This window comes from Campylobacter sp. CS_NA3, from assembly GCF_027797495.1.
Taxonomy (GTDB): domain Bacteria; phylum Campylobacterota; class Campylobacteria; order Campylobacterales; family Campylobacteraceae; genus Campylobacter_B.
Genome location: NZ_CP115609.1, coordinates 1,517,539 through 1,532,025, shown reverse-complemented (window position 1 = coordinate 1,532,025; position 14,487 = coordinate 1,517,539). Strand labels below are relative to the sequence as shown.

The following is a 14,487-nucleotide window of genomic DNA, read 5'->3' as shown; positions in this document are numbered from 1 at the left end:
CCTATGATTAAATTTATGGATATAAAAAAGAAAATTTATTTTATATCTTAAAGAGTGCAAATTTAGATATAATACCAAAATGACAAACGGAACTTATATCAAATTTTGCTAAAATTAATAAGAGAAAATCTGATTAAGCTTTCTTAAACACTTTATTTTATGAAAGGAAATAGTATGAAAATTTTAGCGTTATATGGCGGTGCAAATCGTGGAAAGACAAATTCTATAATACAAACCTATAATGATTTAATAAATTTCGGAGCCATAACAATTTGGTATCAACCAAGAACAAACAATTTAGACTTTTTAGCTATACTTGATTATCAAAAGAAAATCATAACAATAAATAGTGCAGGAGATAGTGCGACAGAAGTAATTAATGGATTAAATCAAATAGAAAACGAACTTAACAGACTAAACTTAAAAGCAGATTGCCATATTTGTGCTACTAGGACAAAAGGAGGTAGCATAACGGCATTAAACAATCACTTTGCTCCCATAGAACCAATTGGGTTGGATAGTTTAAATTTGGATAGTTTAAAATCTACAAATAATTTTCAAAATGTCTTAAATTCGTATTATAATTTTCAATCACTAAGAATTATTTCGCATATATAAATAAAAAAGCTTCGTAGGGTGGGTATCCTTGCCCGCCCTACGATAACTAAAAATTTGCGAAGCAAATTTTCCATAAAACCAAATTTAGAAAAAAGTTTATAACTTTTTTCTAAATTTGCCACTTCTAGCGTGCAGGGTTTGGGGGTTGTTAAGGGGGAAAGGGGCGCTTCGCAAGTCAGCCCCTTTCCCCCTTAAAAGGCAATGTAAATTACGGATTAAATTTAAGAGATTGATTCAATGTAAAATTTAAGTTTATGGCTCAAATTTTACAAATTGCGTAGTGGTTATTTATCGTAAATTTGAACAGAGATTCTTCGCTTCACTTCGTTTCGCTCAGAATGACGAAAAAAACGGCGTTGCCATCTCGCAATGACAAATCAAATTTGCATAATTTTTGGTGGGCAAAATGCCCACCCCACAAAAAATTAAAAAATTTTATAAAAGTCCGACCTTTTTGTCAGTGTCAAAATTCGATGAAATTTCTCGTTTTATCTCGTTTGCGAAGTCTTCAAAAGTGAAAATTCCGTCATCTTTAACGGCGACTTTTAAAGCGGTATTTTTCATCGTCATTACGATTTGAGCGCCGCTTAGCTCAAATTCGGCGAGTTTTTCCACGCTAAAATTCTCTTCAAAACTCGCATTTTCTGGCAGTATCTTTCGCCAAATGGCAAGGCGTTCGCTCATCGTCGGCTTTTTAAATTCGATTTTATAATCAAACCGCCTAGAAAAGGCAGTATCAATATTTTTTAGCAAATTCGTCGTGGCGATTAAAACGCCTTCAAATTTTTCGATTTGATCAAGGAAAATATTTTGCATTTGATTGTGCATTTTATCGCTTCCGCCACCGGCTGCTTCTATGCGAGATGAAAGAAACTGATCTGCTTCATTTAGCAAAAGCACAGGTTCGGTTTTGCTTTCGTTTTTGATTTTGTTGTAAGTATCAAAAATTTTTCGCACATTTTGTTCGCTCTCGCCCACATATTTGCTTAAAATTTTGGAGCAGTCAAAGCTAATAACATGCTTTTTAAGGCTCTTTGCAAGGCTAAGTGCGCTCATAGTCTTACCAGTTCCCGGCGCCCCATAAAAAATAATCTTCGCATCAACGCCCTTGCGAGATTTTATACCCCACGAATTTAAGCGGTTTATGACCTTTTTATCGACCTGTTTTAGAATTTGGCTAAGCAACTCTTTTGTTTTTTCATTTAGCACGACATCATCGATGTCCGTTACAGGCTCGATTAGTTCGAAAATTTCGCTCTCTTTTACGATTGTTTCGATGAGTGCTTTTTTGTTTTTTTTGCCGGATTTTGGGTGCATTATGGTTTGCAAAATATCTTCATTTATATAAAAACTTCGCATAATACCGCCAAAACCGCCTATCGTCTCATCATAATCAATCAAGCCGCTAACGATGAGATTTGCCCCTTCTTCTAGTAAGGCACGATTTTTAAAACGAGACATTTCGTCTTCGCTAACTAGTGCAATTAGCGTGTTTAGGTCTCTGAAATTTTCAAATTCAGCCGAATACTCTTCTTTTAAAAGTGCCAAAAATATGAGCTGTTCTTTTGAATTTAGTGAATTTGATTTGAAAATTTGCTCGATTGGGAGTGAAATTTTGGTTAATCTTATCCGTTTTGCGATGATTTTTTCTAAATTTTTAATTCGCTCATTGATTTTATTTATCGATAATTCTGAACTTGCATGCAGCTTTTTGGCATATAAATTTATGCGAAAAAATTGATCTTTTAGATACTCCAAATTATCATTATAGGGCAAAATTTGTGGTAAATCAAATTTAATCTCACCGTCTTCAAGAATTTTTAAAAAATATTCACTTGGTTCGATTTCAGAATTTAACAAAGACAATAAAGCCGTTTTTTTGCCTAATTCTACATTTTTAAAAACACTTGCGATTTGAGTTACAAGCCCTAAATCAATAAGAGATTTTATATTTTTTAAATAGTTTAAGTAACTATAATCTTTTTCTCCAAAAACAGCACAAAGCAGTGAAAAGACGCTAGATTGTGGATTTCCGTCAAGGTAGTTTTTTAGCAAAAATTGTAAAATTTTTATCTCATCATCACTGACTTCCAAAATTTTTTGTATTTGAGAGTCTTTTGGATTTTGATTGATAAAATTTATAATTTCTTGCATAAAACTCCTTTAAAATTTATAACTTGCCGTTAAATTTAGTATCAAAATATTTGTTCTTCCAAATTCACCGACAAGGTTGTTAAACGCAATACTATCAGGAGAATTTATCTCTCTTGCTTGGCGATCTTGATAAAGCGCAGCTCCCGTTAAATCAAAGCTGTCGCTAAATTTATAATTTGCTCCAAGTGAATAAATATAAGATTTTGTATCAGGCAATTCAAATCGAACTTTATTTGCATCAGCAGCTGCTTCATCGATGGCAAAACCGCCCATTAATCGTAAATCTTTATTATATTGATACGCCACACCGAAGCGGAAAGTATCGGTATCGTGCCAATCTTTCTCCACAGGTTTATCAAACATCGCTGAAACAGGTATTGCACGGGCATATTCAAAGTCAAATTCTTTCAAAGCCGACCAAAAAGTTCTATCATAAGCAAAGCTAAAAGTCCAGTCGTCCCACTGATATGCCGCACCCAAAGTTAAAATCGCAGGAAGCGGTATGTCGATACTTACATCGCCGTTATATTCACCTTCATAACCCGCTTTTAGTTGAGTTAAAAGTGGTGCCAACTGCGGATAAGCCGTGATAAGTGCCGATAAATTTGATGTATCTAGGCTTGATTTTATTTTAGCATCACCTTCGACGGTTAAATTTACTTTTGAGCGATAAGTTGCGGCTAGGCTTAAATTTTGTGTTGGTTTATAAGTTAAAGCAAGATTATAACCAAAATCCCACGAATCGCCCGTTAGCTCACGCCTAGCACTCAAATTTGCACTCTGTGTGCCAACGCCCGGAATTTGCGCTGAAATAGTAGCGTTGCTTACTTCGTTTTTAACAACGCCGCTAGTATAAACAGCCCTTGCACCAACCGCAAAAGAAAGTTGATCATTTATAAGATACGCGATGCTTGGAGCAAATTCGATAACCTGAATTTCAAAATGCTCGGCGATTGATTTTGGAAACGGATCTTCCCATTTCATCGTCATTCCTGCCGGAACTGAAATACTAAAACCAAACCTTGTATTTTCGCCGATAAACGGAGAAAACATGTGAAGTCCCGGCACAAAAAAATGTCCTACTTCTGAGCTTGTGTCGTAGTTTGCATTGCCAAAAGTGGTTGAGTGGTTGCTATATTTAAGGCTTCCGAGTCTTAAATATTGACCAGATAGAGCAAATTCATGCCCTGCGTGCATAAAAACCATATTTGCAGGGTTATAATACGCCGCATCCGCACCAAAACTATAAGCTATGTTTGATGTCGCCATCGCCACAGAATCGCCACTTTGCTCAGGTATTTTAAAACCCGAAGCACAGGCAAAATTCACAGCCAAACTAGCCGTCAAACCAAATAAAAACACTTTTTGTAAATTCAAAATTTATCCTTTTATCATATTTCTTAAAATTTTTATCTCGTCCGCCCAAATACTCTCGTCGATAGTCTCTAAGATAAGCGGAATTTCATCTATTTGTTTATCGTTCATAATATTTTCAAAACTACTTAGCCCCAAAAATCCACGCCCAAGACTTTCGTGGCGATCCTTGCGAACTCCAAGCTCGTTTTTTGTGTCATTTATGTGCATACCGCTTAAAAATTTATAGCCTATAACTCGCTCAAATTCGCTCATTGTTTTTTCGTAAGATTCTTTCGTGCGAAAATCATACCCACCTGCAAAAGCATGGCAGGTATCGATACAAACGCCAATACGATTTTTGTTTTCCACCCGCTCTATGATATAAGCGATTTGTTCAAATTTAAAGCCCAAATTCGAGCCTTGCCCTGCGGTGTTTTCGATGACAAGTTTTACACCGCTAGTGTTTGCGATAGCGAAATTTAGCGAATTTGCGATATTATTCAAGCACTCGTTTTCAGAAATTTCATTTAAATGGGATCCTGGGTGAAAATTTAAAAGCTTAATGCCTAGTTTTTCGCAACGCTCCACTTCATCGATAAACGCTTCAAGGCTTTTTTTGCGTAAAATCTCGTCAGGGTGTCCTAAATTTATAAGATAACTATCATGCGCTAGGATATGATCGCTTTTTATGCCGCTAGTAGCTAAATTTGCTTTAAATTTCGCTATATCGTCATCGCTGAGTGGTTTTGCGCTCCATTGGCGTTGATTTTTTACAAAAAGCGCAAAGGCATCTGCTCCGATATTTTTGGCATTAATCGGCGCGTTAAAAACCCCGCCGCTTGCGCTTACATGCGCTCCGATTCGTTTCAATTTATCTCTTTTAATTTGATTTTTATTTTGTTTTTTGTATCGGCAAATTCTACCAAATTGTTACAAAATTTGTATTGTATAAAATTATCGCTTAGATTTTGCAAAAATCCACAATCGCTCTTTTGCAAATTTTTTCCGTTGTAAATCGGCTTATGGTTTAAAATATCGCTAAAAAAGCCGTTGTAATGGCTGTTTTTAAAGAATTTTCTATTAAATGTCGGCTCATCATCACAAGCAGAATTTAGACAAATTTTATTTTCTGAAATATCCATTTTTAGGATACTAACGCCTGAGTTATAAATTTGAAGTTCAGTTTTATTTGCGAATTTATGGATAAAACCTGCATCGCTGATTTTTAAAGTCGGCGAAATAACCGTAAAACTAACTGCTTGGGAATTTTGTGGAGAATTTTTAGCACAACCCGATAAAAAACCAACAAAAGCCAAAATTCCACACATAAACAAATTTATTTTTTTCATAGATTTATCCTTTTTAAAAATTTAAAATGGTATTTTAGCAAAATTTACAAAAAATAGCACTTTATTAAGTGAAATTTAAGCAACTTTCGTATAAAATACGAGTTCCTTTTTATTTAACCGATTGTGGCCCCTTCGTCTAACGGTTAGGACATCGCCCTTTCACGGCGGTAACACGAGTTCGAATCTCGTAGGGGTCACCACTTTTAATCTCAAATTTAAGTTTCACTCTAAGTTTTTTTCGTTACAATCACTTTTTAAAATTTTTCAAGGAAATTTATGTTTGCCAAAATCACGGAATTTTTAAATTCGCCAAAAATCGCAAAGCCGTATTTAATCTTAGTTTTAGCCTATATGTCGGCTGTTGCGCCACTTTCGACCGATATGTATCTACCTGCTTTAAAAAATGTTCAAACCACATTTGCCACGAGCGAATTTTATACTCAACTTTCGCTAACGGCATTTTTCGTCGCTTTTGCACTCGGTCAGCTCATTTACGGACCACTTAGCGATATTTACGGACGCAGAAAACCCCTACTTGTGGGAATTTGCGTTTTTATATTTTCTAGCATTTTATGCGTGGCAATCGATAACATTTATGCTTTTATATTTTTTAGATTTACCCAAGCTTTGGGCGGTTGCGCTGGAGTGGTTATCGCAAGAGCCGTGATAAATGATAAATTTAGCGTCCAAGAAGGTGCAGCAGTTTTAGCCTTGATGATGATAGTTGGTTCTCTTGCTCCCATGTTAGCTCCAACCGTCGGGGCTTTTATATCGGATTTTGGCGGTTGGAAGCTCATTTTTACGACACTATTTTTGCTTGGAATTTTGCTTTTTTGGATGATTTTTTTAGGCTTAAAAGAAAGCGCTATCATCGATAAATCGCTAAATTTAAGCCCGAAATCGGTTTTGGCTAATTATATTTCGATTTTAAAAAATCGCAAATTTTTTATTTTTACTCTTTCGTCTGCCCTTTGTATGGCGGCGATGTTTGCCTATATCACGGGTTCGCCGTTTGTTTTTAGAGAGCATTTTGGACTTTCTAGTAAGGCTTTTGGCATAGTTTTTGGGTTAAATGCGCTTTCAATGACCATATTTTCAGCTATAAATGCAAAAATCGTGCAAAAAATTTCGCCTTATATAATCTTAAAAAATGCCTTTTTAGCGATGATTGTGGGAGCTATTTTATTACTTGTTTGCGGATTTTTTGATTTTGGATTTTTGCCTTTTGAAATTTGCCTATTTTTAACGCTTGGCATGAAAGGATTTATCATACCAAATGCCGTAGTTTTGGCAATGGCTAGATTTAAAGGCAAGTCAGGCTCGGCTTCTGCCGTGCTTGGGGCAATCCAAATGGCAATGGCAGGATTTATCTCCGTTGTCGTAGGCGCAATCGGCGCAAACCACCCGTTTTTGCTATCGTGTGTGATGGCGGTTTGCATAGTGGCGGGGTTTGTAACATACTTGTGTGTAAGCAAAAGATTTCTTAGAAAATTTAAATTTTCTTTTTGAATTCCCCAGACCTGAACGGATTAAGGCGTAAATTCGGACAATTCCTACGCTCATTACCACCAACAGGTAACTTCGCTTGAAATCGTCCGAATTTACGCCTTACTACGCCTATTCTGTCTTGAATATTTTTGCAAATCAAACAAATTTGCAAATCGTCGGCATAACACGACCGAATTTAAGTTAAATTGTTTTTGAAATTTCAAATTTAAATACAAAATTTATCAAAATAAATAGTTCTTAAATCAAAAACTAAGTAAATATTAAAATTTAATAAGATAAAATGATAAATCGTTCTTTTATCGTAAAAAAGACAATTTGGTAAAAAAGGAAAACATACAAATGAGCGATATTATCGCATACAAATTAGGTGAAGAGATTATTGATACTCAAAGCTACGCAGGTAGCGGAGAGCCTATTTATTTTGATAATTCAAACGACGCACTAGATGTCATCAGACACTCGGCGGCGCACTTATTAGCAGCAGCAGTTAAAAGCCTGTATAAAGACGCTAAATTTTTCGTAGGACCTGCTATCGAAGACGGATTTTACTACGATATGCGTGTGATTAAACCTGACGGCGAAAAACTTGGCGAAGAAGATCTAAAAATCATCGAAGAAAAGATGAAAGAACTTGCCAAAAACGGCGATGAAATTATAAAAATAAACTCAACCAAAGCAGAAGTTAGCGCAAAATACGCTAATGATGATCTCAAACAAGAAGTTTTAAAACGCATACCTGATGGCGCAGTTAGTCTATACAGACAAGGCGAATTTGAAGATATTTGCCGTGGTCCGCACCTGCCAAATACAAAAATGCTTAAATTTTTTAAACTCACTCGCATAGCAGGAGCTTATCTTGGCGGTGATGAAAAAAGAGAAATGCTAACTCGCATTTACGGCACAGCATTTGCTGATAAAGATAGCCTAAAAGAGCATTTGACAATGCTTGAAGAAGCCAAAAAACGCGACCATAGAAAACTTGGCGCTGAGATGAAATTTTTCACATTTGATGAAGAAATCGGCATGGGACTTCCGATTTGGCTACCAAACGGCACAAAAATGCGCGTAAAACTTGAAGAAAAACTTTATCGTGGGCTTCGCAGACGCGGCTATGAGCCAGTCAGAGGTCCAGAAATCCTAAAATCAGACGCTTGGAAAACTAGCGGACATTATGCAAATTACAAAGAAAATATGTATTTTACGATGATCGAAGAGCAAGAATACGGCATTAAGCCGATGAACTGCGTAGGTCATATCAAAGTTTATCAAAATGAAATTCGCTCTTATCGTGATTTGCCGCTTAAATTTTGCGAATACGGCGTCGTGCATAGACACGAAAAATCTGGCGTCTTGCATGGGCTATTTAGAGTGCGTGAATTTACACAAGATGATGCGCATATCTTTTGTATGCCAAGCCAAATCAAAGAAAATGTTTATGAAATTTTAGATTTTGTTGATTTGCTTATGAAATCTTTTGGTTTTAACTACGAAATGGAGATTTCAACCAAACCACAAAAAGCAGTCGGCGATGATGAAGTATGGGAAATCGCCACACAAGCACTTAAAGACGCACTTGATGAAAGAGGCTTAAAATACGGCATTGACGAAGGCGGCGGTGCATTTTATGGACCAAAAATCGATATAAAAATCACAGATGCCCTAAAACGAAAATGGCAATGTGGCACTGTGCAAGTGGATTTTAACCTGCCAAATCGCTTTGAGCTAGGCTATATCGATGAAAATAATGAGAAAAAACAACCTGTCATGCTTCATAGAGCGATTTTAGGTAGCTTTGAGAGATTTATCGGCATTTTGATCGAACACACTGCTGGCGAGCTTCCGTTTTGGCTATGTCCAACTCAAATCGCAATAATTCCGATTAGCGAAAATCATTTAGCTTACGCAAAAGAAATCGCCGATAAATTAAGAAATTTAGAGATTGATAGTGAAATTTTTAGCAAAAACGAAACGCTAAATAAAAGAATTCGAACAGCAGAAAAACAAAAAGTCCCTATGATAATCGTTCTTGGGGATAATGAAGTTAATGAAAAAAGCGTTGCTCTAAGGGACAGACGAGAGCGAACTCAGTCAAATTTAAGTCTTGAAGAGTTTTTAAATTTATGCAAACAAAAATCAAGCGAGGTGAATTTTTGAGCAAAGAAAAAGAGGTTTTACTCAACGAAAACATACCTTTTGACGAGGTAAGGTGTATTGGAGATGATGGCGAAGCTTACGGCGTTATCTCATTGGACGAAGCACTAGAAATAGCAAACAAAAACGGCGTGGATTTGGTTTTAATCGCCCCTGATGCAAAACCGCCGGTTTGTAAAGTTATGAATTATAGCAAATTTCGCTATCAACAAGAAAAAAAGCTAAAAGAAGCCAAGAAAAAGCAAAAAAGCATTGAAATCAAAGAAATCAAGCTATCTGCTAAGATCGCTCAAAACGATATTAACTACAAAATCAAACATGCGATTGAATTTTTGCAAAGCGGAAAACATGTAAAACTTCGCGTTTTTCTAAAAGGTAGAGAGATGAATACGCCAGAAATCGGTGTAAATTTGCTAGAAAAAATTTGGCAAGAGTATCTACTTGAAGCAGCTGAGCGAGAAAAAGCTCCTGTTTTAGAAGGGCGATATGTAAGTATGCTTATTACGCCGAAAAAAGCGTAAATTTTTCAAATTTAAAAATGAATTTAGGCAAAATTTATCGCCTAAATTCATAAATTTTACAAAATTCAAAAATTTCAAAGAATAAATTTTGTATAATCACAATTTCACTTTAAACAAAGGATTAGTATGCCTAAAATGAAATCAGTTCGCGGTGCTGCTAAACGCTTTAAAGTAGGCAAAAATAAGATCAAAAGAGGCTCAGCTTTTAGAAGCCACATTTTGACAAAAATGTCTAGCACACGCAAAAGAGATTTAAGAGGCCCGCATTTTGTAGATAGCACAAACGAAAAAGCTGTCAAAAAAATGCTTTGCAAATAAGTTTTTGACGAAAAAAGTCATTCAAACCTCCTAAATTTGCCAAATTTAGGAAAAGTTCCGAGATTCGGACGCCAAATTTTAAAAAGGAAAAATTATGGCAAGAGTTAAAACAGGCGTAGTTCGCAGAAGACGCCACAAAAAAGTTCTAAAATTAGCACGCGGTTTTTACAGCGGTCGCAGAAAACATTTTAGAAAAGCAAAAGAGCAATTAGAAAGAAGTTTAGTCTATGCTTTCCGTGATAGAAAAGCGAAAAAGCGAGATTTTAGAAGACTATGGATTATCCGTATAAACGCTGCTTGCAGACTAAATGACATAAGCTATTCTAAATTTATGAACGGACTAAAACTAGCAGGAATCGAGCTAGATAGAAAAGTTCTAGCAAACCTAGCTATGAACGATAGCGACGCTTTTGCTGTTGTTGCAAAACAAGCAAAAGACGCACTTAAAAAATAAATTTTAACTTTGAACCCCAAAGGCTTTTGCTTTTGGGGATTATTTTACTTTCAATTTCACCTTAGTTTTACATAAAAATTGTTATATAATCAAAAATAGACAATTCATCATTTTATAAAAAATATATCTAGTGCCAAAAATTCCAAAATTCGGCAAATTTAAAAGCAAATTTGCCGAATTTATAAATCTCTAATCCAACTTACAACCCGAAGTCAAAACAAAATGAGTCAAAAATCGCTGATTTTGCATATTTAGTCTGCGAAGTTTTTCTAAGACACTCGGATCATAATCATGCGAAAAATCCATATCTTCAAGCGGATAAAACGCATCTTCTAAATCGCTTATTAGCTTTTTTGTGCGTTCATCAGTTTGGCACTTTTCTAAACGAGAGTGAAGCTCTTTCATCATTTTTTCGGTTTGTTCTGGGCTAAATTTAACAGCCGTAAATTCCCCACCAAAAGCAAAAGCCAAAACCACACAAAAAACTAAAATTTTTTTCATTTTTTATCCTTAAATTTGCTATTTTTTGCACTCTGGGTGAATTTCATCTATGTAGAATCTCACCGAATTTAGCCCTTCTTTTATCGCCCAAGCATAGGCTTTGCTAACAAAATACCAGTTGATATTTTCATAAAATTTTTCCAAATAACTAGCCCTTGCATTTTTAAAATCAATATAATACGCATGCTCCCAGACATCAACCACCAAAAGCGGAACCTGATTTTCTATTATCGGCGTAGCGGCATTTTGCGTTTGCACGATTTTTAGCCTACTATCATTTAAATCATAAACCAACCAGCACCAACCGCTCCCAAAAAGAGTAGTTGCGGCAGTTAAAAATTTAGCCTTAAAATCATCGAATTCTTCTCTTAAAGCTTCTCTTAATTCGTTTGAGATTTCGCTTTTTTCGGCAATACAATCAAAATAAAAATCGTGGTTGTAAATTTGCGCTGCATTATTAAAAATCGCTCCTTGCGATTTATTTATAATATCAAATAGATGACAATCTTTAAATTCCGTATCGTTTATAAGATTATTTAGATTTGTAACATAAGCCTGATGATGTTTTCCGTAGTGAAATTTACAGGCTTCTTCGCTTATAACTGCATTTTTTGCGCCGTCAAACGGCAGTGTTCGTAACTTAAACATAAATTTCTCCTTTGAAAATAAATTAGCAAATTTGGCTAAATTTATTCATAAAATTCATCTTCGCCGTCATCTTCATCGAAGCTATAATCATCTTCATCATAAGAGTAGCGATAATCGTCCATATCGAAATCGTTTTCATTTTCGTCGTCAAATTCGTCAAATTCCATTTCATCATCAAATTCAGCCATTTTGTGCTCCTTTGTTGTTAGAATTTTCTGTTTTGTTATCATATTCAAATTTTGGTAACTTTTCAACATACAAACTTTGTGACGGAAATGCAAAACTTAACGAGTTTTGCTCTAAAATTTCCATTATTTTAAATAAAATATCTTGTTTTACTTCCAAAAATTCGCCAAAATTCGTCGTTTTTGTATAACAATAAATCAAAATATTTATCGATGAATCTGCAAATTCGTCCAAAACAACATAAAGCAAATTTTTATAACCTGCCAAATCGTCAATCGAAACCATTTTTTGTTTATGTCTTATGCGATGATCTTTTGCATTTTTTGCATTATCGTGCGTTGCGGCGATTTCAGGGTGATCTTCTAGCATATCTTTTATTTCACTAATAGCTTTTTGAATTTTATCTTTCGGCGATGAATATTCTACACCGATAACGATTTTAAGATGTCTGCCGATTTTTCGCCTACTCCAATTTATAATATTTTGTGCTACAATGTTTGAATTTGGAACCGAAACAAGAGCGTTATCCATCGTCCTAATGGTAGTTTTTCGCATACCGATTTCTACGACATGTCCTTCTACACCGTTTATGGCAACATAGTCTCCTTGCGAAAATGAGTTATCAAACAAAAGCATAATCGAAGTAAAGAAATTTGCGATTATATCTTTTGTAGCAAGAGCGATAGCCAAACCTCCGATTCCAAGGGACGCCAAAAGTGCAGAGATATTAAATCCAAGTCGTCTTAAAATTAGTAAAATCGCTACGATTACGACAAATATATATAAAATTTTTATCATTAAATTTACGATTTCTTTTCTTGCACTTTTTTTGGCAAGATTTCCAAGCAAAATAATGCCGTATCCGTCAATAATAACCAAAATCAACCAAGCATTTAAGATAATATAGGCTATCGATAAAGCATTTGCCACTTTTACAGGAAGCGGCGCAGGATACGAAATAATGCTTAAACAAATGCTTATCGCATAAGCAATCAGCAAAATTCCAAGCGGTCGTTTCAAAATATCAACAACTTGCGTTTTTAAATCTATGCTTTGGTTTTTTGAAAACGGCTTAAAGATGAAATATAGCAAATTCGCTAAAAACCTTCTAAGCGAATAGAAAAATCCGATAATAAAAAGCACCAAAATGGTTTTTCCGACATTTAATTTGCCGATTTTTGGACTTTTTTCATTGATATAATCAATCGCAGTGTTTAAATTTAGCCTTGTAACAATAGCATTGCTAGTTAGTAAATCCTTATTTGTTAAAAGATAATTTAATACCTCTTCATAGGTTTGTTTGCTGTTTTCAAGTTCGCCAAATTTATTATCAAAATTTAATTTTTCTTCGTCTGTTTTTAATTTTTCTTTTAAAAGCAATAAATTCGAAAAATCAAGCGTTTGAAGCGTTAAAATCGAACTTTGCAACTCTTTTTCAAGCGCCTTGCTTCCTGAGCCTTTGGTAAATAAATCATCTACTTTTAGCAAAGAACCATAAAATATTTCGGCTAAATTCATATTTTCAAGTGAAAATGAAGCTTCAATATACTCTTTTGAGCCTTGTTTGTTTTTATTTTTTTCTATACTTTCTAATAACGAATTTTTGTGCTCTAAATATTTTACAATACCCTCTTTATTAATTTTTTGTTTTGTTATAGCATAAGGAATTGTATCAAAAAGTGCTTCTTTGCTTTTAGCTAAATTTTTTGCTTCTTCGCCGGTAGCGTTCGTATCGCCTTTGGCTAGAAGAGCTTTATGTATAGCGTTTAATTTTCTAATATCATTTACCACAGCCGAAAGTCTGATAGTATCACTATCGAGCGAATCAGAGTTCTCGCTTTTTTCAATTTTTTCGACTATTAAATCTCTAACTTCACTTTCATTACTATCTGAATTTTTTGAAATCGCTTCTATAACTTCTTCTTTTGTTATGTTTGTATCGCTAGAATTTACATCTGCAAAAATAAAACTAATAATCGCTAAAAAGCTGATTATAAACTTTTTCATAATCCTTTTCCTTTGTTAAAATTTTAAAATGTCCGCTAGCGTGATCGTAGTCAAAAAGTTCGCCCGTTTCGATGATATAGTGCCAGCCGTAAATTTTAATTTCGCCTTTTTCGTGCAAATTTGCTAAATTTGGAAAAGTTAGCAAATTTTTTATCGAATTTATGATATTTAGCCGTTCTGTTATCCACTCTCTTTTTGAAATTTCTAAATTTTTGATTTCTGAAATTTCCTTTTTAACAGGGTCTAGCAAATTTAGCCACTTTTTGACATTTGGAATTTTCTCCAACTTTTCACTTTCATAATAAAGTGCCGCGCAACCACCGCAGTTGCTATGTCCGCAGATGATTATATTTTTGATTTCTAGCGCGTAAAGAGCGTATTCTATCGCGGCCGTTGTAGCGACAAAGTCATTACTCACACGATACGGCGGGACGATATTTGCGATATTTCTCACGACAAACAGTTCGCCCGGAAGCGTAGAAGTGATTAAATTTGGTACCACGCGCGAATCGGCACAGCCCACAAAAAGCGTGTGCGGAGTTTGATGATTTGCCAAATTTTCAAAAAGCTCTTTGTGTTCTAAAAAGTTTTCTTCCATAAATTTAACGGCACCGCTAATGATTCTGTCGTTCATAGTTCTCCTTTAAAAGTGTAGGATTATAACAATTTAGAATTAATGTTGAATAAATTTGCTTTTTGTCTTGTCAAATTCATC

15 protein-coding genes, 1 tRNA gene and 1 pseudogene are annotated in these 14,487 nt (G+C 34.9%); 8 read left to right on the top strand and 9 right to left on the bottom strand.

Annotated elements, in window-relative coordinates; all coding sequences use genetic code 11:
• Positions 1 to 9: 9 nt before the first annotated feature.
• Both PF026_RS07980 and PF026_RS07810 read left to right on the top strand, forming a co-directional pair.
• Positions 10 to 147 (top strand): annotated as a pseudogene (locus PF026_RS07980) (IS1595 family transposase); the annotation flags it as partial.
• A 27-nt stretch (positions 148 to 174) separates the two neighbouring features.
• The gene (locus PF026_RS07810; protein WP_270864181.1) at positions 175 to 618 is read left to right on the top strand and encodes a hypothetical protein; all 444 of its coding nucleotides are present in this window, start codon (positions 175 to 177) and stop codon (positions 616 to 618) included.
• A 435-nt stretch (positions 619 to 1,053) separates the two neighbouring features.
• Here the strand turns inward: PF026_RS07810 and PF026_RS07805 are convergent, their stop codons facing one another.
• The 4 genes from PF026_RS07805 to PF026_RS07790 are packed head-to-tail and all read right to left on the bottom strand — an operon-like array spanning position 1,054 to position 5,477.
• On the bottom strand, positions 1,054 to 2,772 hold the full coding sequence (locus tag PF026_RS07805) for an ATP-binding protein (protein ID WP_270864180.1): 1,719 nt from the start codon (positions 2,770 to 2,772) through the stop codon (positions 1,054 to 1,056).
• A gap of 9 nt (positions 2,773 to 2,781) precedes the next feature.
• Positions 2,782 to 4,149 carry an OmpP1/FadL family transporter gene (locus PF026_RS07800; protein ID WP_270864179.1) on the bottom strand — a complete coding sequence of 456 codons (1,368 nt, stop codon included), beginning with the start codon at positions 4,147 to 4,149 and terminating at the stop codon, positions 2,782 to 2,784.
• A 3-nt stretch (positions 4,150 to 4,152) separates the two neighbouring features.
• A complete protein-coding gene (gene nfo / locus PF026_RS07795) occupies positions 4,153 to 4,998 on the bottom strand; it encodes a deoxyribonuclease IV (RefSeq protein ID WP_270864178.1) in 846 nt (281 codons plus the stop codon).
• A complete protein-coding gene (locus PF026_RS07790; protein ID WP_270864177.1) occupies positions 4,995 to 5,477 on the bottom strand; it encodes a hypothetical protein in 483 nt (160 codons plus the stop codon). The genes nfo and PF026_RS07790 overlap by 4 nt, the downstream gene beginning before the upstream one ends.
• A gap of 125 nt (positions 5,478 to 5,602) precedes the next feature.
• Between PF026_RS07790 and PF026_RS07785 the strand changes: the two genes are divergently transcribed.
• The 6 genes from PF026_RS07785 to rplT all read left to right on the top strand — a co-directional run bounded on the left by PF026_RS07785 (position 5,603) and on the right by rplT (position 10,430).
• A tRNA-Glu gene (locus PF026_RS07785) sits at positions 5,603 to 5,677 on the top strand.
• Positions 5,678 to 5,753: 76 nt separating this feature from the next.
• The gene (locus PF026_RS07780; RefSeq protein WP_270864176.1) at positions 5,754 to 6,986 is read left to right on the top strand and encodes a multidrug effflux MFS transporter; all 1,233 of its coding nucleotides are present in this window, start codon (positions 5,754 to 5,756) and stop codon (positions 6,984 to 6,986) included.
• Between the two features lie 339 nt (positions 6,987 to 7,325).
• A complete protein-coding gene (thrS, locus tag PF026_RS07775) occupies positions 7,326 to 9,140 on the top strand; it encodes a threonine--tRNA ligase (protein ID WP_270864175.1) in 1,815 nt (604 codons plus the stop codon).
• Entirely contained in the window at positions 9,137 to 9,658 is a 522-nt protein-coding gene (gene infC / locus PF026_RS07770; RefSeq protein ID WP_270860986.1) for a translation initiation factor IF-3, read from the top strand. Before thrS ends, infC begins: the two co-directional genes overlap by 4 nt.
• 126 nt (positions 9,659 to 9,784) lie before the next feature.
• On the top strand, positions 9,785 to 9,976 hold the full coding sequence (gene rpmI / locus PF026_RS07765) for a 50S ribosomal protein L35 (RefSeq protein WP_270860987.1): 192 nt from the start codon (positions 9,785 to 9,787) through the stop codon (positions 9,974 to 9,976).
• A gap of 94 nt (positions 9,977 to 10,070) precedes the next feature.
• A complete protein-coding gene (gene rplT, locus PF026_RS07760) occupies positions 10,071 to 10,430 on the top strand; it encodes a 50S ribosomal protein L20 (protein ID WP_270860988.1) in 360 nt (119 codons plus the stop codon).
• A 189-nt stretch (positions 10,431 to 10,619) separates the two neighbouring features.
• On the opposite strand, the gene PF026_RS07755 is transcribed toward rplT, so the two are convergent.
• The 5 genes from PF026_RS07755 to PF026_RS07735 are packed head-to-tail and all read right to left on the bottom strand — an operon-like array spanning position 10,620 to position 14,406.
• Positions 10,620 to 10,931 (bottom strand): hypothetical protein, encoded by a 312-nt coding sequence (locus PF026_RS07755; RefSeq protein ID WP_270864174.1) that lies wholly within the window; start codon positions 10,929 to 10,931, stop codon positions 10,620 to 10,622.
• Positions 10,932 to 10,949: 18 nt separating this feature from the next.
• Positions 10,950 to 11,579, bottom strand: a complete 630-nt coding sequence (locus tag PF026_RS07750) for a superoxide dismutase (protein ID WP_270864173.1) — start codon at positions 11,577 to 11,579, stop codon at positions 10,950 to 10,952.
• 41 nt (positions 11,580 to 11,620) lie between these two features.
• Positions 11,621 to 11,767, bottom strand: a complete 147-nt coding sequence (locus PF026_RS07745) for a hypothetical protein (RefSeq protein ID WP_270860992.1) — start codon at positions 11,765 to 11,767, stop codon at positions 11,621 to 11,623.
• Positions 11,760 to 13,772 (bottom strand): mechanosensitive ion channel family protein, encoded by a 2,013-nt coding sequence (locus tag PF026_RS07740; protein ID WP_270864172.1) that lies wholly within the window; start codon positions 13,770 to 13,772, stop codon positions 11,760 to 11,762. The genes PF026_RS07745 and PF026_RS07740 overlap by 8 nt, the downstream gene beginning before the upstream one ends.
• On the bottom strand, positions 13,735 to 14,406 hold the full coding sequence (locus tag PF026_RS07735) for a carbonic anhydrase (RefSeq protein WP_270864171.1): 672 nt from the start codon (positions 14,404 to 14,406) through the stop codon (positions 13,735 to 13,737). Before PF026_RS07735 ends, PF026_RS07740 begins: the two co-directional genes overlap by 38 nt.
• Between the last annotated feature and the right edge of the window lie 81 nt (positions 14,407 to 14,487).

What these genes read in the sequence shown, in the direction of transcription:
- PF026_RS07810 (WP_270864181.1), top strand. Translation starts at nt 175, where the DNA reads ATGAAAATTTTAGCGTTATATGGCGGTGCAAATCGTGGAAAGACAAAT.
- PF026_RS07805 (WP_270864180.1), bottom strand. Translation starts at nt 2,772, where the DNA reads ATGCAAGAAATTATAAATTTTATCAATCAAAATCCAAAAGACTCTCAA.
- PF026_RS07790 (WP_270864177.1), bottom strand. Translation starts at nt 5,477, where the DNA reads ATGAAAAAAATAAATTTGTTTATGTGTGGAATTTTGGCTTTTGTTGGT.
- PF026_RS07780 (WP_270864176.1), top strand. Translation starts at nt 5,754, where the DNA reads ATGTTTGCCAAAATCACGGAATTTTTAAATTCGCCAAAAATCGCAAAG.
- thrS (WP_270864175.1), top strand. Translation starts at nt 7,326, where the DNA reads ATGAGCGATATTATCGCATACAAATTAGGTGAAGAGATTATTGATACT.
- rpmI (WP_270860987.1), top strand. Translation starts at nt 9,785, where the DNA reads ATGCCTAAAATGAAATCAGTTCGCGGTGCTGCTAAACGCTTTAAAGTA.
- rplT (WP_270860988.1), top strand. Translation starts at nt 10,071, where the DNA reads ATGGCAAGAGTTAAAACAGGCGTAGTTCGCAGAAGACGCCACAAAAAA.
- PF026_RS07755 (WP_270864174.1), bottom strand. Translation starts at nt 10,931, where the DNA reads ATGAAAAAAATTTTAGTTTTTTGTGTGGTTTTGGCTTTTGCTTTTGGT.
- PF026_RS07750 (WP_270864173.1), bottom strand. Translation starts at nt 11,579, where the DNA reads ATGTTTAAGTTACGAACACTGCCGTTTGACGGCGCAAAAAATGCAGTT.
- PF026_RS07745 (WP_270860992.1), bottom strand. Translation starts at nt 11,767, where the DNA reads ATGGCTGAATTTGATGATGAAATGGAATTTGACGAATTTGACGACGAA.
- PF026_RS07740 (WP_270864172.1), bottom strand. Translation starts at nt 13,772, where the DNA reads ATGAAAAAGTTTATAATCAGCTTTTTAGCGATTATTAGTTTTATTTTT.
- PF026_RS07735 (WP_270864171.1), bottom strand. Translation starts at nt 14,406, where the DNA reads ATGAACGACAGAATCATTAGCGGTGCCGTTAAATTTATGGAAGAAAAC.